This is a genomic window from Bacillus sp. BB081 (assembly GCF_008368895.1).
Taxonomy (GTDB): domain Bacteria; phylum Bacillota; class Bacilli; order Bacillales; family Bacillaceae_G; genus Bacillus_A; species Bacillus_A wiedmannii.
The window spans coordinates 1-25,803 of record NZ_QOZX01000011.1; the positions used below are offsets into that span (position 1 = coordinate 1).

Below are 25,803 nucleotides of genomic sequence, written 5' to 3' on the forward strand. Positions count from 1 at the left end.
TACACTTGGAGGCAAGCACACATTGGCTATCAATTTGAATGGCCATAAAACTAGCCGTTCTAATCCTTTTAAAAATATTTTACTTTCCGAATTTAACAAGTAGTCAAAAAGGAAAGTCAAGTAAATTTTTTTATAGTTAAAAATATACGTTATAAAATATTTATAGACTAAAAAGAGGCTTTTTATGTTACATGATGATCCAAAAAGTATACATTTGCAACCGGCATCCAACTTTGGATAATTGGCTCTTGATTTCCTGTCCCATCACTTCTATTTCATAATTCTCTAACTAGAATTTAGAAGTCTTTAAAAACTTGAAATCTGCACCAAAAGCTCAATACAATTCGTGAATAATTTTTAAATCTCAGATAATCGAATTTTAGCAGTCAGGATACTGACTGCTAAAATTTGATTATAGAACTATTTTTCTGTGGCAAAATAAAGCAAGGCTATGGTCGGAAAAGCGATTCCTATCCATAATGTTAGATTCCATCCTCCTAAGGCATATGCCCATCCTCCAATAAAGGATCCAACAGCACCTCCTAAAAAGAAAATAGCCATAAATAGCCCGCTTAATCTACTACGAATTTCTGGACTCAACGAGAAAATTAAACGTTGGCTAAGCACAAGTTTTGCAGACACTCCCATATCCAACAGAATTGCAGCAATTACTAAAACAGCTATTCCTATGGGCGAACTACTTTGAATAATAAGTGGTAGTAATAAAGAAATAATAACAACAGTGAGAGCTATCCCAGTGGCGGGTCGTGTCCAGCCAAGATCAGCTAGACGACCACCTATTGGAGCGGCCATTGCACCTGTAATTCCGACAAGTGCATATAATGCTATGACAGTCTGGGAAAAATGAAAAGCAGGACTAGATAATAATAATGGAACAGTGGTCCAGAATAAGCTGAAAGCCCCAAATACACAAGCATGATAAATTACACGACGGCGTAAAATTCGAGTAGTTCGTAGTAGTTGCCACATTGAACTAAGTAAGGCGGTATAATTTGTTTTGGAGGTATAGCGTTATGACGTGTAGTTATTGAAACTGTGGATAGTAGTTTTAGAGAAGCAGTGGGTGTGCTGGTTGATAATGAAGTATCTAAAGGGGCCGAAACTCATATGATTGAACAAGGCATCCGTATGCGTAATAGCGTCAGTAAAAACGGAGGAACTAACGGAATTAGGGGCTAAGGGCACTAAATAAAAAAGGCTAGGATTTTCTCCTAGCAAAGAGTTATGTCGTACAGAAAGGTGCAAACCTAGTGTTTGCAATTTCATTATAAAGCGTTTATCAGGCGGATAGGTTGAATCATAGCAATCTTTACGTAAGTTTTACATGATATTGAGATTTTTGATAGAGGCCAAATTTAAAATTTGTACAAATAAACAGGGAGTGTGGGGAGAATCTGATAGGTAAAAGGCTCAATTCTCAAAAGGGAGAGAGTTGAGCCTGTGGATGTAATTACTAAGTTCTCGGGTTGATGGAAACTAGTAATTAAATAAAATCGCCCTAGGGTTAGGGGGTCTAGGGTTTCAAGTCTGAGTATATCTCACACGATAATATAAAAAGAATAGAACGTATTGAAGATAACACATGAATGTTTCGTAAATGTATCAAAAAAGTGAACAAAAAGTGATTTTGTAAATCAAGGTAGTCAGCGCAGTTCACTAACGGCTTGTAAAAAAAAGAAGCCCCGCAGAAAATGTTACAGGACTTCATAAAATTGAGCTATGTCGTACTCACAAGAGATTTTAACATGGATTCAGTGGTGAATATATTAGTAAATGTGTCCAATTGATCTAGAGGTGTTATCTTAAACAAAAACGCTATTTTAGTTATAGTTTAACAAAAAGGACCCGCTATAAATAGCAGGCCCTTTCCTAAAATGGAAAAGAGTAACTCTTACCTTACTCTTCTACTATAGAATACATCACATTTGGTTATTTTTTTTATAAAATGTATAAATATGCAATATTTCATATCGATATAAGAACACGAAGAAATGAGACCGATAATTGAATGAAAACGCTATTTTAGATAAGAGGCAGATTATATATTTAAAAATAAAATATGCCCTAGTAATCAATGCTAGGGCATAAAAGTTAGTTAGTAAATATCTTCCTAATAATACTACAATATTATAAGTTTTGAATGTTAGGTATTATAAATGTTAAAAGGTTATTTAAAAACTTAATAAAAATTTCATTTTTTCATAAATAAAAAGGCAGCTGTTTCCGCAACCACCTTTTTAAAAAACAGAGCAACTTTTTCAGAAATAAAATATGAGTGGTTTCTGAAAAGGTTATAGGACACACTCCTATTTTTATAGCCTAAGTGACGAGCTTAATTTATAAGAAAGGAATGACTACATTATATGAAAACTTGTCTGTAAAGGTCACAAATAAAAGAACAGCTAGCAAAAGCTAACTGCTCAATACAGGGAGATACAGAGAAAACTAAATGGATTTTGGCATACAGCCTATCAACATTATGGACATAATACTGGGTTTTATTCGAAGGAATTTATGTTTTACAAATTAGATTATGATAGTCGATATTCTCCATATTGACCAGAAAAGAATCAAGAATTCTAGAAAAATTCCAAGTGTTCTTTTCCTAGTTTTTTGAAATTCTTTTACTAAATAGCCAACAGCACAAATTGCTAGAAGAATGAAAAGAATAAGTTCTAGTGTAACTGGCATTTGATCTACTCCTATCCCTTAAATTAATTCAATATATAACGATTATAAGATATTTTTATGGTTAATGGTGAAAGTTAAACTAAACAATCTCTATATGAAAAAAGGTCCTGTTGTCTCCAACAGAACCTCTTCTAAAATGGAAAAGAGTTACTCTTACCTTACTCTTTATTTATATACTACAGGAGTGTTAATGAAAATCCAAGGTTCTTTATATTGAGAAATAAAGAAGAATCATTTTAAATAATTTTATCATTGTTATAAATAAAGGAGCAGTTAGCCAAAACTAACTGCTCATCTCCAAGGGGGAACAAGGAGAAAAATCTAATGTCATCCATATTATTGACGGAATATTGAGTTTTATTCATGGGAGGAATCATAATTTATAAATTAGATTATGATATTCGCTATTACCCATATCGCCCAGAAAAGAACTAAAAATTCAATCGTAATCCAAAGTGCTTTTTTCTCAGGTTTTTTAAACTCTTTTATTAAAGAAAAAACAGCACTAATTGCTATAAGGATGAAAAGAACGAGTCTTATTGTATCTGGCATTTGAACCACTCCTAATTTTAAATTAAGTTCATTATATAACGATTTTTTAATTTTTAGATAATTATTGATGAGAATTAAGCTAAATTTAAACAAAATAATCCTTTTAATAGAAAGCGAGGAATAACAATGGGAATAGGAAACCGTGGCATGGCATTTGAAATGCTTATTAATCTAGTGAATGAAATGTATCAAAGAGGTGGAGTGGCACTTATAAACAAGCGGCCGACTCCTGTCAAGGTGTTAAAAAGTAAAGGTGGCCGTGTACTAAATGGATTCTATGAAGCTAAAAGCACCGTAGACTATGACGGTGTGTATAATGGACGAGCTATCGCCTTTGAAGCGAAATCTACAGAGAATGCTACACGATTTGATTTAAAGAACATCGCGCAGCATCAATTGGATTACCTGGAGAAAGCAGAAAAGATGGGAGCAATTTGTATCTTCCTTATTGAATTTAGCAAGGACAAGTCAGTATTTGCAGTACCACTGTCAGTTATTCAATCTTATGTAAGGATGTCTCAACAACCAAAGGGTAAGAAGTCGATACCGAGAGCGGACTTTAATATTTATGGATACTTAGTAGAACAGACAGAACGAGCACCAATAGATTACTTGCAATACGTTGATGAAGCAGTAGCGCCAGCTATGTTTGATGGAATGATTCAGTTTGATCAGGACCATAAGAAAGTAGCGAATAACATTGAAGTAGCAAAAGAGAAGATGGCCAACAAGAAACGTAAATTATTAAAGGCTTAATGGATAACGGAACCATGCAGAGTGGATGGTGGGGGCTACTCGCTATGCATGTTTCCCTTATTCAACAAAGAGATAATAAAATTTCACGTACCTGATGTGAATATAAAAAGACAAATTCAGAAATAGGGGGATTACAGATGGAGCAATTAGCATTCTTTCCAGAAATCACGAATGAGGAGTACAAAAAGATACAGAAAATCGTAGCAAAAGAACTGTTCAATTATAAGGCTTTAGCCGTTCGTATGATGAATCAAGAAGAGTGTGTAAATGAAAGTATTCAATTGTTTCCTGAACTCCGTGACACAAGGAAATTGAATGAATATAAGTACAAACAAATTAAAAGAGCTTTAGAATATTCTTTAGATATTGAACAGAGGGATATTATAGAGCGTAAATATCTTAAAAGTACTGGGTGGGTAAGTGATAAGAATGTTAAAGCGCAGATGATGTTACAGAATGATTGGTTTTATTTCCAGAAGAAAAATGCAATTATGTCAATTGCTACAGCATTAAGAATTTTTTAAAAACAAAGGAGACTTTAAATAATATTATAGTCTCCTTTGTTTCTGAGTGTATTCCATGTTAATTTGTCTAGTCTTTAAAGTTTATTTTTTCTTGTTAATAGGTAAGCTTTTAACAAATGGATGGAATTCCTTCATGGATTCTCTCGTTGGATAAAGAGTCTTTAGAATTTATTAGAAAGTTTATATTGAATTCTGGTTCTTTAAAAAATATGTCTAGCTTATATGATGTTTCTTATCCAACAGTACGTGCCAAATTAGATAGGCTAATAAAAAAGATTGAAGTACACAGTAAAGAAGACGATATAGAGTTTGTAAATATGATTAAGGGATTTGTTATTGATGAACGAATTAGTTTAGATGTCGCTAAAATTATTATAGAAAAATATAAAAAAGAAAGGGATGTTTAATTATGAAACCTGTAGTTGGAATACTAGTTATTGTTGTTATAATAGTTACTCGAATTTTTTTATCGTCTCGAAAAACTCCTTATTTAGGTGGGATTCTCCCTGTAGCATATATAGGTTTTATTGGCTTCTTTTTTAATAAACTAATAGCTAATGGTAATTATTTGTCTACATGGATAATAATAATGGTTGGTTTGTGTGGTTTTTTAAGTATATGGGCTTCAGGCAGAAAACGTTTTAAAAAAAAGAGACAAAAAGATTTAGATCTAGAATTAGGTCTAATTGAGTTACAGAATCTCTAATTTAAAGAGATCCTTGTATTGTCAAGGTCTCTATTTCATTTTATTAATTAGTATGATATACCATCACAGCACCAGAAAGACTAATATAAGTTAGTATCCATACAATAAAAAACGTTATCATTTCTAATCTATACAAATGAGAAATGATAACGTTTTTTTGTACTTAAAGGTATTAAAATTTCTTAAGTACTTAAAGGTATTAAAATTTCTTAAGTTGATGGGCATGTAGGGTGACCCCTATATGGTGGAGATAAAATCGTAGCGGATAAAATAGGAGAAAAACTAAATGACCTAAAAGTATTGCATTTTAATATTAAAATTTTAAGGATAGTCAACTATATAAAATGTAACACTGACGTTCCAGGGGATTATGTTGAATACAATAATGAGGAGAAATGGTTTATGTCTATATTATTTTCTCTTCCAATTACTATATATTTTTAGCATACTATTAACTATAAGGAGGGAGTGAAGAAATGGAAGAAAAGAAAGTGACGTGGTTAGAACTCTTTTATGATTTGTTATTTGTGGCGGCAGTGACGGCTGCGACTCATGTTTTACTTCATGTTGAAGATGGTCAAATCCATGCAGAGTATTTAGTAAAATTCGTCTTAATTTTTATTCCAATCTGGTGGGCTTGGGTAGGGCAAACCATCTTTGTTAACCGGTTTGGAAAAGATTTATTTCATCAAAGAATTTTTTTGATCCTGCAAATGTTTTTTGTCCTAATAATGACATCAAGCTTATCAGCTGATTTTGATCCTTATTATCTTTCTTTTTTAATTGGCTATATTGGCTTAAGGGTCGTGACTGCAATTCAATATCTTGTTGTCCAGCGTATAGAAGAGGGGGCTCGAAAAAAAGCAGCACTCTTTTTAGGAAGATATTTTTGGATTGGAATCGTTATTTCATTATTATCCGTCTTTTTTGATTCTTGGATTCGATATGCTGTGTTATATTTTGGGATTCTTATCGATATTATTGTCCCACTGCTTGGAAGGAAGTGTTTAGAAAAGGTTCCTACAAATACAGCCCACTTGTTAGAGAGATTTGGTCTATTTTCCATTATTCTCTTTGGGGAAGCTCTTGTAAGCACTCTTGTGGTCATTCAACCTAAACAAGGAAATTGGGATTCAATAAGCTTTGCGATCATTTCATTTATCCTCATTATTTCAATGTGGTGGCAATATTTCGATAACATGGAGAAGAAACTCGACAAGTCTAGACAAACTTCTGGTCAAATTATTATTTACGGTCATCTATTTATTTTAATGTCTTTGAGTATGGTTGCAGCATCCATTAGATTATTATTTTTACATGAGGTCTATTATTCTTTTATCTTATATTTTGTTTTTGGTTCTGTATTGCTCTATTTCCTGTCAACTACAATTGTTTTTCATCAATACAGGTTTGAACAACACCGCTTGAACATTTATCATTTATGCTTGTTTTTAGGGATTTTAGCAGTCTTTTTTGTTATTAATTTAATTATAGTAGTGCCGAATATTGTGATAATAGGACAATTAACCTTATTTTTTATCATCTATGCTAAATTAACAAGCACATAAATAAAGGAATCAAATAAATTAGTATCAAACTATAATACTGGCTTATATGTATATATTGGTAACTTTTACATTTGATATTAAATCTTATAATTCACGGTGACTCTGATGCAACTGTACCTTTTGAGTTTAGTGGAAAACGCACATATGATTCCATTCCTGATAGTAAACTTGCTCTAATACAGGGTGTCCTCATGGATTAAACGCAACTCATGCAAAAGAATTTAATGAAGCATTATTAACATTTTTAAAAGAATAATCCTTGAGGAACTACCAGAGGCGGTTCAACAGCAATATCAAGAATAATAACACGAATTTATCGATTAGGGGTTTTCCAAAAAGAGTAGCGCTATCAAATTAAGAAATAAATTCTTCCCATAAACGAAAAAAACGAACTGAACTTCTATGGACAACTATGAAAGAATGAAATTTTCGTTTTGGGGATAATTCAAAATCTTAGGTTGATGGGCATTTGACGTTACCCCTATACAAGGAAATATGATAGTAATCATGTACCGGAAGTGATAGAACTGAGTTATAAAAAGTAAAAGAAAAGTGTTACCTTAATACTTTTTAGAGCACTCAATTGCTGAGTGCTCTTTTTGTTTAGGACTTAATTGTTATAAATGGAAATAAACTACCAATAGATGGTATCCTTAAAGTATAGCATTTATTTTGAATAGGAGGGTGATGGAGTCTATGGCAGTACGTTTAGTCGATGATTTACAACAATTATCGTTGTTACTAATGTTTTTATGTACATTTATATTTTACAGATATTTAAAAAAGGTAAGACAAGAGAGAAAATTGACTGGTTTTGAATGGACAATGTATTTTGTCACTCAATTTGCGACAGTAATTTGGACAATTACTTATTTTATTAAATTCTTAGCTGAATCGTAATTTCTATTCAATCAATCTAGTTTACTGTTATCTATTAGGGATATAAATATAGCCTGTTTCTAAATCAATGACGACATCGCTCATGAAGTTATCTTGTAGTAACTTTGGAATTTTTTCATAATGATAACGTACACAAAATAAGTTTAGAAGGTCCTCATTAGATATCTGTTTGTTTTTGACATTTAAATACATTAGTGTTAACTCGTCAAGAGAACAAGTAAGGCCAATAACATACTCATTTATTCTATATCCATCAAATTCAATTATCATATTATCACTGTTGGGTGCTAGCCAACGTTATAGCTTAAATTTTAGTTGAATCTATTATACATTGTTTGAAATTTTGTGAGAATATATTTTTATAAACTGTGAGGGTTATAAATGGAACAAAATAAATTAGTTTTAAAGGGACCAAAACGGCTTAAGTGGGAAACGCGCGAAATTAAGTCTATACAGGATGATGAAATTATCGTTAAAACAATTGCAGGTGCAATAAGTATTGGAGCAGAGTTACCACAGTATAAAGAATCGGATGTTACAGATACAAATCCTATCTATCCAAGAAAAACTGGTTATGAAAGTTATGGGGAAGTTATTCAAGTTGGTAATAAAGTAACAAATTTAAACGTAGGTGATAGAGTAGTTTCTTTTTATGGACATGAAACGATAGGAATAGTTAAGGGGGATAAAGTAATTCGAGTGCCTAGTTATATAACACCTAAAGTTGCTTTATTATCTATTCTTTCGTGTGATGCTGCTAAAGGAGTATTGAAACTAAACTCGCGACAGGATGAAAAGGTACTTATTACTGGAATGGGAGTTATCGGTTTACTGACCTGTTATTTCTTAAAATACTTTGTAGGTGTGGAACACGTGGATGTTGTTGAACCTAATAAAAATAGAAGAGAATTTGCAAAGAAGTTTGGTGTGAAAAACCTCTTTGATTCAGAAAAGCAAATAATAGAAACATATAATTACGGTTTGGAATGTTCTGCTACAAATAGTGGGTTTCACACATTACAAAAGGCTATTAATAGTAATGGGGAAATATGTATTCTTTCTGATGGTAATATAGAAGACCTAACATTAACCGCTGACTTTTATCGAAAAGAATTACGAATCATTGGTTCAAGTGACGGGTATGATTATCAAAAACATGCAGATTGGTTTTTTAGTCAAATTGAACAGACGCCATGGATAGAAGAGATTTTTCAACATGAGATTCATTATACTGCACTTGAAAAATGTTTTGAGGAATTGAGTGAAGGGATAATTATCCCTTTAAAAGTATTTGTCTCATATGAATAAAATGACCAAGTACTTGGCACATAGCTGACATATATTTCATCACTAATATGATAACAGAACGAGGAGTAACATAATGGGTTGTGTAAACAGGGAAGGGGTTTTTCTCTTTCATTATGTACAAATAGTATATTATCTTTCTCAATGTACATATTAAGTAAAGTGTTTAATATCGTACACAAAAGGCGGGATAATATGGATGAAAATAAGAAAAATGAAGAATTGATTAAATTTAAGAAACAATGGTTTAATGAAGATAATCAACCAGTAGCTGGTATAGAGTTAGCTTTACCACCTGATATAGGCAGCATGTTAGACTCCAAATCAGTTGATGATAAAAGTGGAGAGAGTAATAATGAATAAGTTTAATCTATGCATCCATGCGGGTGCTTTTTATTTTTTTGACAATGGAAGATGGATCATCAAACCTTTATTGAAAAAAGATTAATCAAAATAGATTCTTTTTCAGTATATTTAAGTTTGATTTTCACAAAAAAGTTTAATTAATATGCATTTAGAATGCTATATGAAATGGGTATGCTAATAACATTCACCATTAAAGGATTGGGCGATTATGAATATAATTTGGGAAAGCATTATTTTAATTCTCACTGGAATGATTGCATTAAAAATGACAGGTAGTAATTCTGTTAGCCAAATGACGAGAGCTGAAATCATTATAGTAGTTTCAATTGGACGTATTATTGTAGAGCCTGTATTAAGTAGGAAAGTAGTCCCATCTATATTTGCAGCTGTAATATTTGCAAGCATACTTCTTATCATTCATTTTTTTGAATTGAAATCAAAGAAGGTGGAGCAATTCCTAAATGGCAGTAGCATTGTAATTGTTGAAAATGGAGAAATTGTAAAAGAGAATTTGATGAAAGCAAAAATGTCGGAACAACAACTATATATGCAATTAAGAGAAAAAGGAATTCATGATTTAATGAGTTTACAGCAAGTTACAGCCGAACCGAACGGGCGTATTGGTTATCAATTAATAGAGAAAGCTCAACCGATAACTTTAGAAATGTTAGAAAAAATATTAGATCAGTACAATATAAAAAGATAATTTCTCTTGAGAAAAGCTAATACTACAACGGGAGTATTGGCTTTTTTGTTTTTCTACAAAAGCATAAGGGTTAATAAAAAAGAGTGGGTTTTACACCAATCTTTAAAATAGATATAGGCTTATTATTATGCTATATTCAATGGAGCTATAGTGACTGTGGTGAAAAAAGCAGCGTTAAAATTAATAGGTCTTTCATGTGATATTAAATATGAGATAAGAATAAGGAGATAGAAATATAATGGAATTTTGGGAATCAAGCTTTATTGAGAAACAAACGATGTGGGGATTTGAACCTACAGAATCTGCAATTTTGACAAAAGATTATTTTCTGGAAAAGAGCGTTAAGGACATACTAGTTCCGGGTATTGGATACGGAAGAAACGCAAAGGTGTTTATCGAAAATAGTATAAATGTAACAGGTATTGAAATTTCAAAAACAGCCATTGATTTAGCAAAACAAAACGGACTAGAAGATGTTAGTATGTATCACGGTTCGGTTAACGAAATGCCTTTTGATAACAAACTGTATGATGGTATATTTAGTCATGCACTTCTTCATTTGTTGAATGAGCAGGAAAGAGAGAAATTTATTAAAAATTGTTATAATCAGTTAAAACCAGGCGGGTATTTGGTTTTAACAACTGTTTCTAAAAAAGCTCCAATGTATGGAAAAGGAAATCAGTTGGGTAAAGACTATTTTGAAATAATGGAAGGCGTAAAAATGTTCTTCTATGATTCTGAATCTATAAAGCAAGATTTTAATAAGTATGGATTAGTACAAGTTTCGGAAATTGACGAACCAAATAAGAATGTAGAAAATAAACCTTCAATTAATTTCTTAATGATAAAATGTAGAAAAGACCTGTGAAAAATTAGTATATATTAATTGTATATTCTGCATAAATAATAAAGGCAAACATACTAGGAATTATAAATGAACTAGAAGTCTTAATAGAGATAAATTTAGAGAAACAAGATTAGATAGCGCTTAAAATATGGAAAATACAGTGATAAAATTAGAAACAAAATGTGTTTGATATTTTTTGTGGAGTTTTAATGTCAGAAAAAGGAGAAAAGGAGAAAATATGATTTTAGGGATTTCATATTTTGATATTTTTAGTATTATAATTATTGTCTTGTTTTTTTTCACTTTCTGGAGATTGAATGCTTGGTATAATAAGAAACATAATGTCCCTAAGGTTTTTCAATGGTTTCCTAGAAGGTGGGGGAAAAGAAAAGTTTCAGAGCATTTATCTCAACTAAATAAAAAGTTAAAAGCTGAAGGGAAAGGGATTTGGGTTACAATCTATGCTATAGATTTGTATATCGTAACTATTCCTTGTACAGTAAAAAAATATAAATCTTAATACATATATGTTTATAGAAGCGACTGTTTCTTTTAAAAGATACGATCGCTTCTATAAATTTGTCAATGTAACGCAATTAAGTGATGCATAAGAAGTCGTATCGTTATCTCAAAGTAGCGCCTTAAATACTTTTAATGAGTTTTATCCCCTCAACAAAGAAAAGTACTAAGTGTATAGTGTTCATTACAAACCATAACATGAGCTTTGAGTTCTTCACAGTTTTCAACTGATTTGATTTTGTATTAGACAATTCTATCTTTAAAGACATTAATATAATAGTATTAGACATAAAACCTAACAATATAAATCCGAATAAAGGTAAGTTTGTAATAGCGCCTAGTACCATAATTCCTATGTATATTATAGTTAGCTTCTTAATATACTGTTTATCTTCTTTTAATTTATCTATATTTTTGGTTTTGAACCAGTTTCTTACTATTCTTACAAAAATAACAGTTTGAAATACTAGTACAATTATACTTACAAAAAGAAGGAACAAAGTTCTTAAATTATTTTCCATTAAACCGTTCATTTCGTATGTACCCCTTTTATTTATGTTTATAGTATGAAAATGTAATTTTCAAAGAACCTGCATGTGATTAGTAGCGGTACTCGTTCTCTATTTTCATGTTACTCTATCCTTGTTAATTATGGAAAAGGACAAATCTAAGCATTTAACTGTTAGAATTGTATACCCTTTATATATTTTAGGTTAATTTTGATTGTTTGCATATAATTTTATATTGGAATAAGTAATACGTCAAAATGTTTTGTGAAAATTACGGCTATTAATTGCTTGTACAAATGAAAAAGATTAGTAGGTAGTCATATCGTAATGAGCGCGGTATACCTTATCTGTTGTCTGTTTGAAATGAAGTTTAACCATGTTGAAAATATGATTTTCATTTAGTATTTCTAGAAACAATAATGTGGTTAATTTTGGTGAAATTTAAAATGGAGGAAAAACGTTAGACCACTAGAGTGAATATATTCAAAGCCATATCATGTGTAGCGTTTAATATAATTAGGGGGAACTACATGACAAGAAAACAGATAATCATTACCTTATTTTCAATTACAGCGTCCATACTAATTTTAGTATCACTTGGTGTTTTTGAGGAAGAACTAAAAGAAACAGATTATAGTGAAGTTGTACAATTTATGGAAGATATGAAAAACAAAGAAGAAGTTAAGATTGATGTAGTTACTTACTATTCAGGTAAGGCCTCTTTAGAGAATCGTGCACCCAAACAACCAAATGGTTGGATTATTTATCATTTAAAAGCTCGTTATGATAAAGTAACAAATCAAAGGTGGATAGATGTGACGCCTGATCTTAGCCGTTTTAAGAATGTGGAGAAAATTTCTGGGGATATCATTACCTCGCACCAACAATGCGGCTATATTAATCATAATACAGACGAGAATAAAGGAAAAGTAGGATACATGTTAACAGAATGCTTCGATAAGTGGGAATACGATGTGAAGCCATCAGGGTTTGAAGGGTATAGGATTAATTACACAATATTACCGAATTTAGGTTTAAAATAAATTTAGTATTTGTTTTATCAATTTGTTAATCAATTAGCTGATAATGTAGCTGAACAAGTAATGTATGATTTTAAATTTATATTTTAAAAATAGTTTTGGCTTATCTTTTTTAGCCTATTTGTAATGAGTTGAATAACCTTTATTCTAAAACAGTAATTAATAAAATTATTTAGTGTTAATATAAATTCTTATATGTTGATTACGCACAAATAAAAAGGACAAGCATATAATATAATTACCTTTTAACTTTAAGTAACCTTAACTTTCGTTAATAGGGTATCTCAAAATCCCCAAAAAGAGCACTTGCGGAAACAAGTGCTCTTTTATTTTTATATTTAAGATGATTGATATGGAATTTTAAACCATTATTTTATATAAAGTGGTAAAATAAATAGGGAAATGTGTAAGGGGGCGGGGGATTTGAAATTAAAAGAGCTGGCGAATTTGTTATTGATTAAAGAAACCATTGGCGATATGAATGTAGAAATTACGGGATTAGAAATGGATTCCAGAAAGATCACTAGCGGAAATCTTTTTATATGTGTATCAGGTATTGATGGTTTTCTTGAAGATCGACATCAATTTGTTGAAGATGCAGTAAAAAATGGCGCTGTGGCGTTAATTGTAGAAAGAGATGTAAACATTGAAATACCTAAAATAATTGTTAAAGATGCTAGGTATGCTATGGCAGTTATTGCGTCACATTTTTATAGTTACCCATCTAATGAAATGAAGCTAATTGGAATTACAGGAACAAATGGTAAAACAACTACATCCTATTTACTTGAAAAAATTTTGACTGATTATGGATTTCAAACAGGGATTATGGGGAATAACGGAGTCAAAATTGGTTCAAAATGGTATCCTACTGATATTAATACGCAAGAATCTCCAGCGCTTCAACGGAATTTGCAAATGATGAAAAATCAAAATGTAGATTATTGTGTTATGGAAGTTACTTCACAAGGGTTACATATGGAGAGAGTTAAAGGTTGCAACTTTAAAATTGCTGTTTTCACAAATTTAACGCAAGATCATTTGGATTATCACGGAACATTTGAGGAATATAAGCACGTAAAAGGTCTTCTTTTTTCAAGATTAGGAAATGATTTTTCTGCTACAGATAAAAAAATTGCTATTTTGAATGCAGACGATCCATCGGTAGAATACTTTAAAAAAGTTACTTCTGCTGAAGTGATTACATATGGGATAAATAATGGTGCAGATGTTCAAGCGAAGAACATAACTTTAAGTTCAAAAGGAATTCAGTTTTTAGTTCCTTCCTTTAATGGAGAAATAGAAATCATTCTAAATCTAGTAGGCCGCTTTAATGTATATAATGCATTAGCAGCAATTACAGCTGCATTGGTTGAAGGTATTCCGCTTACAAACATTAGTGATAGCTTATCCAATGTAAAGCGCATTGAAGGTAGAATGGAAATTATAGACGAAAATCAAGATTTCCTTGTAATAGTGGACTATGCTCATACGCCCAATGCGTTAGAAAATGTTCTCTCTACAATTAGCGAGTTTTCAAAAGGTAAAATTATTACTGTTTTCGGTTGCGGTGGAGATAGAGATGCAAAAAAACGACCTATAATGGGTGAAATTGCTGGAAGTTATAGCGATTTTATTTATATTACTTCTGACAATCCCCGTTCGGAAGACCCGCAGGCAATAATGAAAGATATTGAAAGAGGATTTTCAAAGAATAATAATTTGAATTATAAAGTAGAAGTAGATCGTGAACTAGCTATAAATCAGGCAATAAAAATGGCATCTTCTAATGATATTGTTTTAATTGCGGGAAAAGGGCATGAAACGTATCAAATATTAAAAGATTCAACTATTCATTTTGATGATAAAGAAATTGCTCGACAAGCAATTAAAAATAGTAGATAGATTATCTTTTAAAAAAGATAGGATGAGATTAAGTTGTGAATGGAGTGTTATTGAATGCAAACAAGAAAAGCTTATTTCTATGTAGCGTCTGGTGAAAATCTTATTACTGCATCTGGAGTAGCTACTTTGGAATTTGCAATGGAAGTACTGAAAAAATTAGATGTATTTGCGCCGAATACACTCCATTCATGGCATGAATTAAATAAGACATATGAACCGGAACGTTTCTTCCAGTTAATGGATTTATTAAATAGTTAAGTCGTTTTGTACTTCTGTTTGATTAATATTTTATGTTGTTATTTCTGAACGACAAATGTAATAGCATTTGTTTTTAATTGAATGTGTCTTTCGTTTCGGACTATATTATAAGCTAATTCTTTTATTTCAACTTTTATTTCTTGCCATTCTTTATAAATGCTTTTTAATAGATGTAGCATATCTTCAGTAGGAAGGTTAATTTCAATTAAAGCATCTAATTCTTCTTTCGTATGTAAGTCAATTTCTTGTATGTTCGAGTTAATAATTAAACAATTGATACCACCAGTCTTTGTACCTTTTTTCATAGAATGGAGCACGTTTTTTAAATCTTCTTCTGATTGAACATGCTCTAAACTTGATATTGCAACGATATAATCAAAAATATCAGGTTGGATGTAGTAGTTTTCAATTGCTGCTTGTTCTGTTTTTATAACTTCAAAAACATCATGTTCTTTACTATAAATTTGTAATTTTGTTAAAGCGGAATCCAGTAAGTCCACACAAGTAACAGTGCCGTTATTATTTTTTATTATTTGAGCAATTGGAATGCTATTTCTTCCAACGCCAGAGCCTAGATCAAGTACTTGTAAGTTATTTTGTCCTTCAAAGTACTCCATTAAGTCCATAACTGTTTTAACCGGTTTGTAAAGCCAAGAGCCAGTTTCAAATAGTTTATATTGTTCATAACAAAGATCGTGATATTTCTTTTCCTCCTTTCTTATGTGATCGATACGGTTCATATAGTTTCAGCTCCAATATTATTATTCCGAAATGAATGGGTAGGACAACCGTTTATATTTGTTTGAATTCGAAAAATACCACCAGCATGTGGATATTTTTTCAATTCGTCATCCGTCATTCTTGTTCTGGCTGTTGTAACATATAGGTCTGTTAAATTAGGTCCTCCAAATGTACAAGACGTTACATATAGCGCTGGAATTGGAATACTTAATATTTGTTCTCCAGTTGAAGGGTTCCATCTAGTAATCTTTGAACCTCCCCAATGAGCAATCCATAAACAACCTTCCTCGTCAATTGTCATACCATCAGGTAGACCTTCATTTTCAGGGAAAATGATTACATCACTTGGATTACGAATTACTCCAGAGCATATATCATAATGAAAACGAACTACTTTTTTAGTAGGTGTATCAATATAGTAAAGGTATGTATGGTCAGGTGACCAAGCTATGCCATTTGATGTATTTACATGTGAAACTTTTTTCTCTACCATTAAATTATTATTTAAACAATACAAGGAGCCAGCAGCATTTATACCGTATGTATCTGTAGTACCTGCCCAAAAACGTCCTGCTGGATCACATTTTCCATCATTAAAACGATTTTCAAATAAATGTGGTTCAGGGTCAAAAATATGTGTTAGTTTTTCTGTTTTTACATTAATAGAATAAAAGCCGTTTTCCATAGCTAGGAGTAGTACGTCATCTAAATATGGAACAACACAGCCAATTCGTTGATTGAGAGCAATTACTCGGTTTGTATTAGCAGTAGGACTAAATATGTACAATTGTTTCTCCACAATATCAACCCAGTATAAAAGTTGCTTTTTTTCATTCCAACATGGTCCTTCAGCTAAACTTGCTTTCGCATCTAAAACTAATTCTATATTACTGATCAAGATTTTCACCTCGCTTTATAAGATATTTATATAATTCGATAAGAATGAAGGTAAACCTTTTAGTCAGAGGATATTAAGATTTGTACTATAGAAAACTGATTTTCTTAAGTGATTAAAAAAATGTATAAACATGGAGAGGAAAATGCATATGATGTTTTATGAAATTGTTTGCTTTTCTTGTAAAAATATATTTCGTGTTTACGAAGGTAGTGAAAAATATAAGCGATTTAAAGAGAAACCGAAAGGGACATATTGTTGCGAGGAATGTAGTCATAAAATTCAATTAGAAGCGATAAAGCATTTGTTTAGATAGAATTTTTATTCGGAAAAGTTTGACAATAAAGGCGTTATAAATTATCATATGAAAAAACTAATATTTAAAATGGCATGGAAGAGAAGAGTAGTTAAGAAAGAATACGTACAGAGAGCTCTGGTTGCTGAGAAAGAGCGGTATACATCTTGACGAAAAAAGACTTGGAGCTGCGCAAGGAACTAATTTGTTTAGGGATGGTGCGACGGATTCTCCCGTTATAGAGATAGGGTATAAGCATATTTTGCCGTACCTGAAGAGGTTAATATGGCGACGTATTAACAAACTGAGGTGGTACCGCGAAGCTAACAACTCTCGTCCTCAAGATGAATAATCTTGGGGGTGGGAGTTTTTTTATTGCATAAATATGAAAATAAATAATAATTGAGGTGAATAACATATGCATTGGGCGTATGAAGTAGCACATGAATTAATAAGAAAACATCCAAATAAAGAAACTTTTGTTTGCGCATCTGGAATAAGTCCATCTGGTTCTGTTCATATCGGGAACTTTCGCGAAATAATAACGACTTATTTCGTTGTAAGAGCACTTCAAGATTTAGGGAAAAAGACTCGTTTTATATTTTCATGGGATGATTATGATAGGTTTAGAAAAGTCCCTAAAAATATTGATCCATCTTTTGCAAAATATATTGGTATGCCATACTGTGATATGCCAGATCCATATGGCTGTCATAATTCGTATACAGAGCATTTTGAACAAGAGTTTGAGGAATCTCTTCAAGTATTTGGGATTGAAGTGGAATTCATATATCAACATGCTGAGTATAGTAGCGGAAGGTATAATGAAAATATATTAGAGGCTTTGTATAAAAGAAAAGAAATATATGATATTTTAATGAGTTTTAAAACTGGAGAGTGTAGTAAAGAAGAGCGAGAGAGCTTTTATCCGGTTACGTTATATTGTGAGAAATGCGGGAAAGATGCAACAACGATTACACATTTTGATGAAGTGTTAAAAACAGTACGGTATGAATGTGAATGTGGAAAGCAAAATGAATTATCGGTCTTAGATACAAATATAATGAAATTGAATTGGAAAATCGATTGGCCGATGAGGTGGATGATAGAGGATGTTATTTTTGAACCGGGTGGAAGAGATCATTCATCAGAAACGGGTAGTTATAATGTATCAAAGAAAATTGCGATGGAAATATTCAATCGTGAAGCTCCTCATTATGTTTCTTATGATTTCATTGGCATTAAAGGGAATCATGAAAAAATGTCTAGTTCTTCAGGGAATAGTATTACACCTAGCGAGCTATTAAAAGTGTATTTGCCCGAAGTGATTCTTTTTATGTTTGCTAAATATAGACCAAACGCAGCTTTTCATATCGGCCTTGATGAAGATGTGATTCGCAATTATACAGAGTATGAACGATTAAAAGATAGTTATGAAAATAAAACGCTCAAAAATGAAGATTTATTTGATGCAATTAAACTCTCTAAAGTTGATAGCGGGTTTAAAGAGTATCCAAAGTTTAATCAAGTTGCTGGAACGTTACCGCTATTAAATTTTGATTCATCTATTTTACAAGGTATATTAGAAAAAACAGATAGGAGTTATGCATTAGATGCTATGATAGCGATATGTAACCGTGCAGAGTATTGGATAAGAAACTTTCAATCTGAAAAATTAATTGCGGTAAATCAAGAGAGAAATACAGAGTTTTACAACACATTAGATGAAAGACAGAAAGAATGGCTAGTAGAAGTTTGCAACATACTTTGTTCTAACAAAGATTACTCTAACTTAATGGAACAATTGTATTCGATTTGTCATCAAGAAAATAAAAAAATAATGAAAGAAAATCAAAAACAATTATTTATTATTATATATAGGCTCGTTTTAAATCAGTCTAGCGGTCCACGTATACCGTTATTAATACATGTAGTAGGCATTGAAAAATTCATCACATTATTAGATTTCTAAAAAATAAAGGAAACGCAAGTACTCAGAGATCTAAGTACTTGCGTTTCATATTTTGCTACCGTGAATACATTTTCGGACATTCATCACCACGTGGTTCATAAAAACAATGACTTTTAAACTGTCCTACAAACGGCTGATTATACCATTCAGGTGGACAAGCACCAACTGGGCGGAAATACCAAAGAGCCCATCGTGCTGGCCAGCGCCATTCACCTTGTAAAACTTTTCTTGCAATTTCTTTTTCTGAATCACGAGCACGCTGATAAAAATATCCGTATTGTACGGCTTCAAATCCCCCGGGGCTTTGATATACTGCATCACGTACAGATCGAAGTTGTTTAAAATCTAAGCAATCACAAAATACACGATTTACTACTACGCAACCGACAAGTTGTTCACCTTGTCGACCTTCTCCTTCAGCTTCAGCACGAATTAAACGAGCTAGTAAATCAACATCACTTTCGTTATATGGAATAAGGGGCATAGTGCTACCACCTTTCTTTACCTGTTATAGTAAAGAGTGTATGTATGAAAATAAGCTAGGTGCTTTTTCACGTGCAAATATAATCAAATATGAAGAGGAGCTTGTATGAAAAAAGCTAATTAGTAATTGTAGACCAATATAAAAGGGGAGAGATAAAATGTATCGCATTCATAAAGAACATATTATATACGCAATGTCACCAGATAATAAGCCATGTATGGAAGTAGAAATTGGGAGTCGTCTTGTATTTGAAACATATGATTGCTTTGAAAATCAAATTGATTCTGAAGATGTTGCGTTTCAAGAATTAGATTGGAACCGAATTAATCCAGCGACTGGACCTGTATATATCATTGGTGCAGAACCTGGTGATATATTAGCCGTAACGATTGAAAAAATTAAAATTGCAGAGCAAGGCGTTTTAACTACAGGTGCAAATCTTGGTGTAATGGGTGAAGAGCTAAATGAAAATACAGTGAAAATTGTTCCGATACATAATGAACATGTTTTATTTTCAAATGAACTGCAAATCCCGATTAATCCAATGATTGGTGTAATTGGTACTGCGCCGAAAGAAGAGAGCATTTCATGTGGCACACCGCATGATCACGGCGGGAATATGGATTGTAAGGAGATAAAAGAAGGGACAACATTATTATTACCTGTAAATGTTTCTGGTGCTCTATTAGCATTAGGTGATTTACACGCAGCGATGGGTGATGGTGAAATTGGTGTTAGTGGAGTAGAGGTTGCTGGTGAGGTAACAGTAACAGTTCAAATAATAAAAGGAAAGAAATGGCCACTACCAATGGCGATCCAAAAAGAAAAACTTATGACGATTGCTTCAGAAAAATTGTTAGATGATGCAGCGAATCGCACTGTACGTAATATGGTGACATTTTTACATGAAGAATTAGAAATGTCTAAAGCGGATGCAACACTTTTATTATCAGCTGCAGGTAATCTAAAAGTATGCCAAGTTGTGGACCCGCTTAAAACAGCACGACTGGAACTAGATATGGACTATGTGGAGAAGCTAGGTTTTAATTTGAGTAAATTTCATATTAAATAAGAATAATAGAAGAAGGATGCTGTTGTATAAAAGTATCCTTTTTTGATTTACGGATGATATAAAAAAAGGTAGTATTTATTTTATATAATTGAATATAAGATTGTGGATCGAAAAAGGAGTAAAATGATGGTTAAAATTATGATTGTAGAAGACGATATGAAAATTGCAGAACTATTATCAACACATGTTGCGAAATACGGGTATGAAGGAATTATTGTATCGGACTTTCAAAATGTATTAAACATTTTTTTAGAAGAACAACCAGAGTTAGTTTTATTAGATATTAATTTACCAAGTTTTGATGGGTACTATTGGTGTCGTCAAATTCGTGGAGTTTCTACATGTCCGATATTATTTATTTCGGCTCGTGAAGGCACAATGGATCAAGTTATGGCGCTTGAAAACGGTGGCGATGATTTTATTTCAAAGCCATTCCATTACGAAGTTGTAATGGCGAAAATTCGTAGTCATTTAAGACGTGCTTACGGAGATTATGCACCGAAAGTAGAAGAACGGATGGTTGAGCAACAAGGTCTTTGTTTATATCCCGAAAGGCTAGTATTGAAGCTTAAGAATCAAGAGATTGATATAACGAGAAATGAAGCTATTTTATTAGAGATGTTAATGAAAAATTATCCGCGTGTTGTGGGTAGAGAAGTGTTGTTAAATAAATTATGGGATAGCGAATCCTACGTTGATGATAATACATTAAGTGTAAATACGACACGTGTGCGAAAAAAGTTAAAAACGTTACAGATTGAAGATGCGATTGAAACGATTCGTAGTGTCGGTTATAGATTACATATTACTTGGGATACTGGTATGGAGAAATGATAAGATTATTTATTCGTGATCATATACCACTTATTTGTTTTACAGCAATCCAATTACTAGCCATATTTCTTGTATATTGGTTTGATGGGCATAAGCATATTGCCACGGCATTATATGCAATGTTTTTAGGTGTCTTTTTTATGGTAGGCTATTTAGTATTTCGTTACTTTACTCATCGTACGTTCTATGAACGATTAGCAAATCCGTTGTACTCTTTGGATGATTCTGTTCAAAAATCAGATTTTGCAGTTTTATCTACTGCGCTTCAAGACTTACTTGAGGTACAATATCGCCATTATCAAAATCAGCTCCAAATACAAGAGAGAAAAAATAATGATCATTTAACTTTTATGAATCAATGGATACATCAAATGAAAACACCTTTATCTGTAATAGAATTAATTACACAAGATGAAGTCGATCCACGGTTTGAAAGTATAAATGAGGAAACAGATAGGCTGAAAAAGGGGCTAGAGATGGCTCTGTATGTCGCACGTTTAGAGGCATTTACGCAAGATTTTTATGTAGAAAGAGTACAACTACATAAAATAGTGAATGATTCCGTACATGAACATAAACGCTTTTTTATCCGGAATTTTGTATATCCAGAGCTTAAAATTGAGAAGGATATTACTGTAGAAAGTGATGCGAAATGGTTACAATTTTTAATTGGACAAATACTATCGAACGCGATCAAATATTCATCTGGTAGTCGAGAAAAGATTAAAGTGGAAGCTTTTAAGGAAGGTAATAACGTTATACTTGAAATTACCGATAATGGCGTAGGGATACCGAAGCAAGATTTACCAAGAGTATTTAAACCTTTCTTTACAGGAGAAAATGGTAGAGATTTTAAAGAATCAACTGGAATGGGGCTATATCTTGTATATGAAATTACGAAACAATTAGGACATAGTGTAGAAATTCATTCAGAAGTTGGTAAAGGTACCGTTGTACGAATTAAATTTTTCAATGTGTAAAAATGATTTAGGCTAAAGAACTTTTGAAATAAGTTTTTTAGCCTTACTTTATATCGATTAAATGAAATGATATAAAAGACTGGTATGATTCTAATAAAAGGTCGTGTAAGTATGTGTAATGACACAATAATAAATAAGGCTGTTAAATGAGAGGGGTTTAATAATTTATTAATATATAAATAGTTTTTTGTAAGAAAAAAGCTCGCCCTTTGAAAGAGCTAGCTTTATGAATTTTAATTAAGTAAACAAACTTAATAATTTATATCCAATTAATCCTAAAATAGTGATAGGAACCATCATTAAGAAAGAAGAAATTCGATTAGCATTAGAGCGTTCTAATACAAGAATCAAGATAATGCCGACTATCACTTCGGTATATCCAACAGGTAACATGTGACTATAGTCTTCAAAATTTAAAAGAATGTGAAGTCCATCCGTTACAAAAACTCCACTAATAAGCGCGCTTCCGAATTTATGAAGTGGATTTGTAGTATCTTTCCATAGAAAACCTGCAATTCCAAAGATAGTCCCTCCTATAAATGCACATACAATCCATACAGATATAAAATAAATAGAGTGAGCTACATTTTTAATAACTATTGCATAACCATAATAGCCTAATACCATACCGAGTAGTGCAAGGATACCAGAAAGTATAGCTGTACGCTTAGAATAACTAAAGCTAGCCACAAAAAAGGATGGAACTAACCAAACGCTTCCTAGATTAGCTAATGAATTCCAATGTCCTGGAAGTATACCTTGCCCTAATTTAGTTAGTATACCAACAATTATCCCTACTATAATCGGGATGAGAAAAATCCTTAAAAACATATTTAACTTTGTGATTTTTAATGTCCTGTCCATAAATTCAATCCTTACATTAATATTTTCTACAAACATATAATAGCTTATTACAGGAGAGTAATCAATAAAAATTTATCGAAAAACAATAAGTGGTTATTGGATAACGAATAACATTTTCTTTTTATCCTTTTCGGCAAGAAGGTTCCATCTGATTTGTGTTACGGTTGAAACGAATGATAGGGGGGGATTGTAATGGATATTCGTAAAATGAAATATTTCATAACAGTGGCAGAAGAATTAAACTTTAGTCTTGCGGCAGAACGGCTTATGATGGCACAACCGCCTTTAAGTCATGAAATTCGAAAGTTGGAAGAAGAATTAGGTGTTCAACTTCTTCACAGGACAAAAAGGATAATTTTAGTATAAGAATTGAAATGTAGTATGTATAATATATAATTACTCTTAAATTTATATAATAATTATATAAGAGGGAGTGTTTAAAAGTTTATTACTAGGGAAATCTAAGGTAAGTAGTATAAACAAACGTAATTTGTGTTTGTTCTATATGTAGTTAAGAAATGATAATTAGACCTAGAAGAAAGCAATCTTTATTACAGTACATATAAGTGCATTTACTCATACAGTACTAGTATGGTACAATATGGTTACTAACGACGGAAAGGAATGATGGGTGGACGATGATTAACTAATCTTATTTTTAAATGTTGAAATGAAATAAATTTCAATTTCTAAAAAATAGGATTAGTCTGCCCAATTTCCATACAACGGTATTGCTATTTATGTTGCGCAATAGCTTATTTGGGTATAAATAATGTAATGACTAATCCTGCCAAATTTATTTGGGAGGATTTTTTTATTCTCCCTTAACGAAAGGGATCGGTATTATGAAAGAAATTTTAAAATTAAATGATGTTTATGTTGATATAAAGGAAAATACTTTGTTAGAGAAAATGAATGTGACAGTAAAACAAGGGGATGTTATCGGATTAATCGGTAAAAATGGTGCTGGTAAATCAACGTTACTTCAATTAATAAATGGTAAAATTGAGCCATCAAAAGGCATTGTTGAATGGCAGCAAATGAATATGACAACCGCATATGTAGAACAAGAAATAGAATCTTTTGTTAGTAACGATGTGATTGCAAAAGAAGCAGAACTTCTTGCGAAATGGGGCGTGCCAACGAACGATTTTCATATGTTAAGTGGTGGTGAAAAGCTGAAAGTTCGGTTAGCAAAAGGATTTGCCGAAAATCCTAATGTCTTAATATTAGACGAACCGACAAATCATTTAGATGAGATGAGTACGGAATTTCTCATTAAGCAAATTAAAAATATGAAAGGTACAGTTATCGTCGTATCGCATGATCGATACTTTTTAGATGTTGTCGCAACTAGAATATGGTCGATTGAGGATAAGAAATTAATTGACCATAACGGTAATTATACGAGTTATATGAAAGCACGTGAGCATAAAAGAATGACGCAGCAACGTGAATATGAAAAACAACAAAAAAAGATAGAACAAGTAGAAACTCATATAAAAGAATTAAGTTCATGGTCACAAAAGGCACATGCGCAGTCTACAAAACAAGAAGGAGTTAAAGAATTTTATCGTGTAAAAGCGAAGCGCATGGATGCACAAGTAAAGTCAAAACGAAAACGTCTTGAAAAAGAGCTAGAGAAAACGAAGGTAGAACGTGTGAAAGAGGAATATTCAGTTGAATTCTCTATTCAAGCGAGTAAAAAAGTAGGAAAACGATTTTTAGAAGTAAAGCAATTAAAAAAAGAATTTCATGGAATAACATTATTTGAAAACGTTAATTTTACAATTCAACATGGTGAGAAGGTTGCGATTGTTGGACCAAATGGTAGCGGGAAAACAACATTACTGAAGATGATTATGGGAGCGGAACCTGCTGAAGGAGAAGTATGGATTTCACCATCAGCAAACATCGGTTATTTAACGCAAGAAGTATTTGATTTACCACTGGACAAAACACCAGAAGATTTATTTTTCAAAGAGACGTTTGAAGAAAGAGGAAAAGTCCAAAATTTAATGAAACATTTAGGGTTCCAAGCCTCTCAATGGAAAGAGACGATTGAACATATGAGTATGGGGGAACGAGTGAAGTGTAAGTTAATGTCTTATATTTTAGATGAAAAAGATGTACTCATTTTGGATGAGCCGACGAATCATCTTGATCTGCCTTCACGTGAACAACTTGAAAATACATTGGCTGAGTATAACGGAACACTCGTTATCGTTTCTCACGATCGATATTTTCTGGAGAAAACAACTAACACAAAACTCGTGTTTATAAACAATACGATACAAAAGCAGCTAGAAGAACCTATTAAAACAAGAGATGAAATTGAAGAACTACGTTTAACGTTAGAAACGGAGAGACAAGAAGTATTAGGGAAATTAAGCTTTTTAACTTCTAAAGACAAAGAATATAAAGCACTGGATGAACGGTTTATGGAACTTACGAAGCAGATTAAAGCTCTTTAATGTGAGTATGGGGGATTAA

At 32.1% G+C, this 25,803-nt stretch carries 26 protein-coding genes, 5 pseudogenes and 1 other annotated feature; of the genes and pseudogenes, 23 read left to right on the top strand and 8 right to left on the bottom strand.

Features of this window, described 5'->3' with window-relative positions; all coding sequences use genetic code 11:
* Nucleotides 1–103: pseudogene (locus tag DN394_RS05865) on the top strand (serine hydrolase domain-containing protein); the annotation flags it as partial.
* 317 nt (nucleotides 104–420) lie between these two features.
* On the opposite strand, the pseudogene DN394_RS05875 reads toward DN394_RS05865, so the two are convergent.
* Nucleotides 421–1,026 (bottom strand): annotated as a pseudogene (locus DN394_RS05875) (MFS transporter); the annotation flags it as partial.
* A 2,073-nt stretch (nucleotides 1,027–3,099) separates the two neighbouring features.
* Nucleotides 3,100–3,264 carry a hypothetical protein gene (locus tag DN394_RS28890; protein ID WP_001113468.1) on the bottom strand — a complete coding sequence of 55 codons (165 nt, stop codon included), beginning with the start codon at nucleotides 3,262–3,264 and terminating at the stop codon, nucleotides 3,100–3,102.
* 126 nt (nucleotides 3,265–3,390) lie between these two features.
* Here DN394_RS28890 and DN394_RS05880 point away from each other — a divergent pair, with 126 nt between their 5' ends.
* The 7 genes and pseudogenes from DN394_RS05880 to DN394_RS05910 all read left to right on the top strand — a co-directional run bounded on the left by DN394_RS05880 (nucleotide 3,391) and on the right by DN394_RS05910 (nucleotide 7,718).
* Nucleotides 3,391–4,020: a Holliday junction resolvase RecU gene (locus DN394_RS05880; RefSeq protein ID WP_000511127.1), complete on the top strand. Its 630-nt coding sequence runs from the start codon at nucleotides 3,391–3,393 to the stop codon at nucleotides 4,018–4,020.
* A gap of 137 nt (nucleotides 4,021–4,157) precedes the next feature.
* Entirely contained in the window at nucleotides 4,158–4,544 is a 387-nt protein-coding gene (locus DN394_RS05885; protein WP_098704938.1) for an ArpU family phage packaging/lysis transcriptional regulator, read from the top strand.
* A 116-nt stretch (nucleotides 4,545–4,660) separates the two neighbouring features.
* Nucleotides 4,661–4,951, top strand: a complete 291-nt coding sequence (locus DN394_RS05890; protein WP_098149926.1) for a DUF2089 family protein — start codon at nucleotides 4,661–4,663, stop codon at nucleotides 4,949–4,951.
* Between the two features lie 2 nt (nucleotides 4,952–4,953).
* Nucleotides 4,954–5,250, top strand: a complete 297-nt coding sequence (locus tag DN394_RS05895; protein WP_097917114.1) for a hypothetical protein — start codon at nucleotides 4,954–4,956, stop codon at nucleotides 5,248–5,250.
* A 476-nt stretch (nucleotides 5,251–5,726) separates the two neighbouring features.
* On the top strand, nucleotides 5,727–6,818 hold the full coding sequence (locus DN394_RS05900) for a low temperature requirement protein A (RefSeq protein ID WP_000391548.1): 1,092 nt from the start codon (nucleotides 5,727–5,729) through the stop codon (nucleotides 6,816–6,818).
* Between the two features lie 74 nt (nucleotides 6,819–6,892).
* Nucleotides 6,893–7,074 (top strand): annotated as a pseudogene (locus tag DN394_RS05905) (alpha/beta fold hydrolase); the annotation flags it as partial.
* A gap of 440 nt (nucleotides 7,075–7,514) precedes the next feature.
* A complete protein-coding gene (locus DN394_RS05910; RefSeq protein WP_000290978.1) occupies nucleotides 7,515–7,718 on the top strand; it encodes a hypothetical protein in 204 nt (67 codons plus the stop codon).
* A gap of 27 nt (nucleotides 7,719–7,745) precedes the next feature.
* On the opposite strand, the gene DN394_RS29325 is transcribed toward DN394_RS05910, so the two are convergent.
* A complete protein-coding gene (locus DN394_RS29325) occupies nucleotides 7,746–7,988 on the bottom strand; it encodes a hypothetical protein (protein WP_097917112.1) in 243 nt (80 codons plus the stop codon).
* Between the two features lie 111 nt (nucleotides 7,989–8,099).
* Between DN394_RS29325 and DN394_RS05920 the strand changes: the two genes are divergently transcribed.
* The 5 genes from DN394_RS05920 (at nucleotide 8,100) to DN394_RS05940 (ending at nucleotide 11,462) form a co-directional block, all read left to right on the top strand.
* Entirely contained in the window at nucleotides 8,100–9,026 is a 927-nt protein-coding gene (locus DN394_RS05920; RefSeq protein ID WP_098149925.1) for a zinc-binding dehydrogenase, read from the top strand.
* A 192-nt stretch (nucleotides 9,027–9,218) separates the two neighbouring features.
* On the top strand, nucleotides 9,219–9,386 hold the full coding sequence (locus DN394_RS05925) for a hypothetical protein (RefSeq protein WP_048547055.1): 168 nt from the start codon (nucleotides 9,219–9,221) through the stop codon (nucleotides 9,384–9,386).
* Nucleotides 9,387–9,597: 211 nt separating this feature from the next.
* On the top strand, nucleotides 9,598–10,095 hold the full coding sequence (locus DN394_RS05930) for a DUF421 domain-containing protein (protein WP_046959496.1): 498 nt from the start codon (nucleotides 9,598–9,600) through the stop codon (nucleotides 10,093–10,095).
* Between the two features lie 238 nt (nucleotides 10,096–10,333).
* On the top strand, nucleotides 10,334–10,963 hold the full coding sequence (locus DN394_RS05935) for a class I SAM-dependent methyltransferase (RefSeq protein ID WP_046959497.1): 630 nt from the start codon (nucleotides 10,334–10,336) through the stop codon (nucleotides 10,961–10,963).
* A gap of 217 nt (nucleotides 10,964–11,180) precedes the next feature.
* Nucleotides 11,181–11,462 (top strand): hypothetical protein, encoded by a 282-nt coding sequence (locus tag DN394_RS05940; protein WP_046959498.1) that lies wholly within the window; start codon nucleotides 11,181–11,183, stop codon nucleotides 11,460–11,462.
* Between the two features lie 121 nt (nucleotides 11,463–11,583).
* Here DN394_RS05940 and DN394_RS05945 read toward each other — a convergent pair whose 3' ends face one another.
* On the bottom strand, nucleotides 11,584–11,994 hold the full coding sequence (locus tag DN394_RS05945; RefSeq protein WP_046959499.1) for a hypothetical protein: 411 nt from the start codon (nucleotides 11,992–11,994) through the stop codon (nucleotides 11,584–11,586).
* Nucleotides 11,995–12,500: 506 nt separating this feature from the next.
* On the opposite strand from DN394_RS05945, the gene DN394_RS05950 reads away from it, so the two are divergent.
* The 3 genes and pseudogenes from DN394_RS05950 to DN394_RS05960 form a co-directional block, all read left to right on the top strand.
* The gene (locus DN394_RS05950; protein ID WP_097917108.1) at nucleotides 12,501–13,013 is read left to right on the top strand and encodes a hypothetical protein; all 513 of its coding nucleotides are present in this window, start codon (nucleotides 12,501–12,503) and stop codon (nucleotides 13,011–13,013) included.
* A gap of 420 nt (nucleotides 13,014–13,433) precedes the next feature.
* Nucleotides 13,434–14,915: a UDP-N-acetylmuramoyl-L-alanyl-D-glutamate--2,6-diaminopimelate ligase gene (locus DN394_RS05955; protein ID WP_098149924.1), complete on the top strand. Its 1,482-nt coding sequence runs from the start codon at nucleotides 13,434–13,436 to the stop codon at nucleotides 14,913–14,915.
* 81 nt (nucleotides 14,916–14,996) lie between these two features.
* Nucleotides 14,997–15,173, top strand: a pseudogene (locus tag DN394_RS05960) (hypothetical protein); the annotation flags it as partial.
* Between the two features lie 38 nt (nucleotides 15,174–15,211).
* Here DN394_RS05960 and DN394_RS05965 read toward each other — a convergent pair.
* Complete coding sequence (locus DN394_RS05965) at nucleotides 15,212–15,913, bottom strand: class I SAM-dependent methyltransferase (RefSeq protein ID WP_097917105.1); 702 nt, start codon at nucleotides 15,911–15,913, stop codon at nucleotides 15,212–15,214.
* Nucleotides 15,910–16,812, bottom strand: coding sequence for an SMP-30/gluconolactonase/LRE family protein (locus DN394_RS05970; protein WP_141475102.1), 903 nt, complete (start codon nucleotides 16,810–16,812; stop codon nucleotides 15,910–15,912). The genes DN394_RS05965 and DN394_RS05970 overlap by 4 nt, the downstream gene beginning before the upstream one ends.
* A gap of 142 nt (nucleotides 16,813–16,954) precedes the next feature.
* Between DN394_RS05970 and DN394_RS05975 the strand changes: the two genes are divergently transcribed.
* Together DN394_RS05975 and lysS are read left to right on the top strand one after the other, a co-directional pair.
* Nucleotides 16,955–17,125 (top strand): DUF2197 domain-containing protein, encoded by a 171-nt coding sequence (locus DN394_RS05975; RefSeq protein ID WP_000551044.1) that lies wholly within the window; start codon nucleotides 16,955–16,957, stop codon nucleotides 17,123–17,125.
* Nucleotides 17,126–17,191: 66 nt separating this feature from the next.
* Nucleotides 17,192–17,448, top strand: a binding site (T-box leader).
* Between the two features lie 74 nt (nucleotides 17,449–17,522).
* A complete protein-coding gene (gene lysS, locus DN394_RS05980; protein ID WP_097994358.1) occupies nucleotides 17,523–19,076 on the top strand; it encodes a lysine--tRNA ligase in 1,554 nt (517 codons plus the stop codon).
* A gap of 55 nt (nucleotides 19,077–19,131) precedes the next feature.
* Here lysS and DN394_RS05985 read toward each other — a convergent pair whose 3' ends face one another.
* On the bottom strand, nucleotides 19,132–19,560 hold the full coding sequence (locus DN394_RS05985; protein WP_001128408.1) for a cell wall hydrolase: 429 nt from the start codon (nucleotides 19,558–19,560) through the stop codon (nucleotides 19,132–19,134).
* A gap of 157 nt (nucleotides 19,561–19,717) precedes the next feature.
* Here DN394_RS05985 and DN394_RS05990 point away from each other — a divergent pair, with 157 nt between their 5' ends.
* The 3 genes from DN394_RS05990 (at nucleotide 19,718) to DN394_RS06000 (ending at nucleotide 22,446) form a co-directional block, all read left to right on the top strand.
* Nucleotides 19,718–20,632: an acetamidase/formamidase family protein gene (locus tag DN394_RS05990; RefSeq protein WP_046955979.1), complete on the top strand. Its 915-nt coding sequence runs from the start codon at nucleotides 19,718–19,720 to the stop codon at nucleotides 20,630–20,632.
* 126 nt (nucleotides 20,633–20,758) lie between these two features.
* Nucleotides 20,759–21,466 (top strand): response regulator transcription factor, encoded by a 708-nt coding sequence (locus tag DN394_RS05995; RefSeq protein ID WP_046955980.1) that lies wholly within the window; start codon nucleotides 20,759–20,761, stop codon nucleotides 21,464–21,466.
* Nucleotides 21,463–22,446, top strand: coding sequence for a sensor histidine kinase (locus DN394_RS06000; RefSeq protein ID WP_141475104.1), 984 nt, complete (start codon nucleotides 21,463–21,465; stop codon nucleotides 22,444–22,446). Before DN394_RS05995 ends, DN394_RS06000 begins: the two co-directional genes overlap by 4 nt.
* Before the next feature lie 237 nt (nucleotides 22,447–22,683).
* On the opposite strand, the gene DN394_RS06005 is transcribed toward DN394_RS06000, so the two are convergent.
* Nucleotides 22,684–23,310, bottom strand: coding sequence for a DUF6518 family protein (locus DN394_RS06005; protein ID WP_097917095.1), 627 nt, complete (start codon nucleotides 23,308–23,310; stop codon nucleotides 22,684–22,686).
* A gap of 192 nt (nucleotides 23,311–23,502) precedes the next feature.
* Between DN394_RS06005 and DN394_RS06010 the strand changes: the two are divergent.
* Together DN394_RS06010 and abc-f are read left to right on the top strand one after the other, a co-directional pair.
* A pseudogene (locus tag DN394_RS06010) lies at nucleotides 23,503–23,667 on the top strand (LysR family transcriptional regulator); the annotation flags it as partial.
* A 488-nt stretch (nucleotides 23,668–24,155) separates the two neighbouring features.
* Nucleotides 24,156–25,784, top strand: coding sequence for a ribosomal protection-like ABC-F family protein (abc-f, locus tag DN394_RS06015; protein ID WP_097994360.1), 1,629 nt, complete (start codon nucleotides 24,156–24,158; stop codon nucleotides 25,782–25,784).
* Nucleotides 25,785–25,803: the final 19 nt, after the last annotated feature.

Excerpts from the sequence above, each read along its gene's own strand:
- DN394_RS28890 (WP_001113468.1), bottom strand. The coding sequence starts at position 3,264 with ATGCCAGATACAATAAGACTCGTTCTTTTCATCCTTATAGCAATTAGT.
- DN394_RS05985 (WP_001128408.1), bottom strand. The coding sequence starts at position 19,560 with ATGCCCCTTATTCCATATAACGAAAGTGATGTTGATTTACTAGCTCGT.
- DN394_RS05975 (WP_000551044.1), top strand. The coding sequence starts at position 16,955 with ATGCATATGATGTTTTATGAAATTGTTTGCTTTTCTTGTAAAAATATA.
- DN394_RS05920 (WP_098149925.1), top strand. The coding sequence starts at position 8,100 with ATGGAACAAAATAAATTAGTTTTAAAGGGACCAAAACGGCTTAAGTGG.
- DN394_RS05885 (WP_098704938.1), top strand. The coding sequence starts at position 4,158 with ATGGAGCAATTAGCATTCTTTCCAGAAATCACGAATGAGGAGTACAAA.
- DN394_RS05930 (WP_046959496.1), top strand. The coding sequence starts at position 9,598 with ATGAATATAATTTGGGAAAGCATTATTTTAATTCTCACTGGAATGATT.
- DN394_RS05940 (WP_046959498.1), top strand. The coding sequence starts at position 11,181 with ATGATTTTAGGGATTTCATATTTTGATATTTTTAGTATTATAATTATT.
- DN394_RS05890 (WP_098149926.1), top strand. The coding sequence starts at position 4,661 with ATGGATGGAATTCCTTCATGGATTCTCTCGTTGGATAAAGAGTCTTTA.
- DN394_RS05880 (WP_000511127.1), top strand. The coding sequence starts at position 3,391 with ATGGGAATAGGAAACCGTGGCATGGCATTTGAAATGCTTATTAATCTA.
- DN394_RS06000 (WP_141475104.1), top strand. The coding sequence starts at position 21,463 with ATGATAAGATTATTTATTCGTGATCATATACCACTTATTTGTTTTACA.
- DN394_RS05925 (WP_048547055.1), top strand. The coding sequence starts at position 9,219 with ATGGATGAAAATAAGAAAAATGAAGAATTGATTAAATTTAAGAAACAA.
- lysS (WP_097994358.1), top strand. The coding sequence starts at position 17,523 with ATGCATTGGGCGTATGAAGTAGCACATGAATTAATAAGAAAACATCCA.
- DN394_RS05990 (WP_046955979.1), top strand. The coding sequence starts at position 19,718 with ATGTATCGCATTCATAAAGAACATATTATATACGCAATGTCACCAGAT.
- DN394_RS05935 (WP_046959497.1), top strand. The coding sequence starts at position 10,334 with ATGGAATTTTGGGAATCAAGCTTTATTGAGAAACAAACGATGTGGGGA.
- DN394_RS05950 (WP_097917108.1), top strand. The coding sequence starts at position 12,501 with ATGACAAGAAAACAGATAATCATTACCTTATTTTCAATTACAGCGTCC.
- DN394_RS05965 (WP_097917105.1), bottom strand. The coding sequence starts at position 15,913 with ATGAACCGTATCGATCACATAAGAAAGGAGGAAAAGAAATATCACGAT.
- DN394_RS05910 (WP_000290978.1), top strand. The coding sequence starts at position 7,515 with ATGGCAGTACGTTTAGTCGATGATTTACAACAATTATCGTTGTTACTA.
- abc-f (WP_097994360.1), top strand. The coding sequence starts at position 24,156 with ATGAAAGAAATTTTAAAATTAAATGATGTTTATGTTGATATAAAGGAA.
- DN394_RS05900 (WP_000391548.1), top strand. The coding sequence starts at position 5,727 with ATGGAAGAAAAGAAAGTGACGTGGTTAGAACTCTTTTATGATTTGTTA.
- DN394_RS06005 (WP_097917095.1), bottom strand. The coding sequence starts at position 23,310 with ATGGACAGGACATTAAAAATCACAAAGTTAAATATGTTTTTAAGGATT.
- DN394_RS29325 (WP_097917112.1), bottom strand. The coding sequence starts at position 7,988 with ATGATAATTGAATTTGATGGATATAGAATAAATGAGTATGTTATTGGC.
- DN394_RS05945 (WP_046959499.1), bottom strand. The coding sequence starts at position 11,994 with ATGAACGGTTTAATGGAAAATAATTTAAGAACTTTGTTCCTTCTTTTT.
- DN394_RS05995 (WP_046955980.1), top strand. The coding sequence starts at position 20,759 with ATGGTTAAAATTATGATTGTAGAAGACGATATGAAAATTGCAGAACTA.
- DN394_RS05895 (WP_097917114.1), top strand. The coding sequence starts at position 4,954 with ATGAAACCTGTAGTTGGAATACTAGTTATTGTTGTTATAATAGTTACT.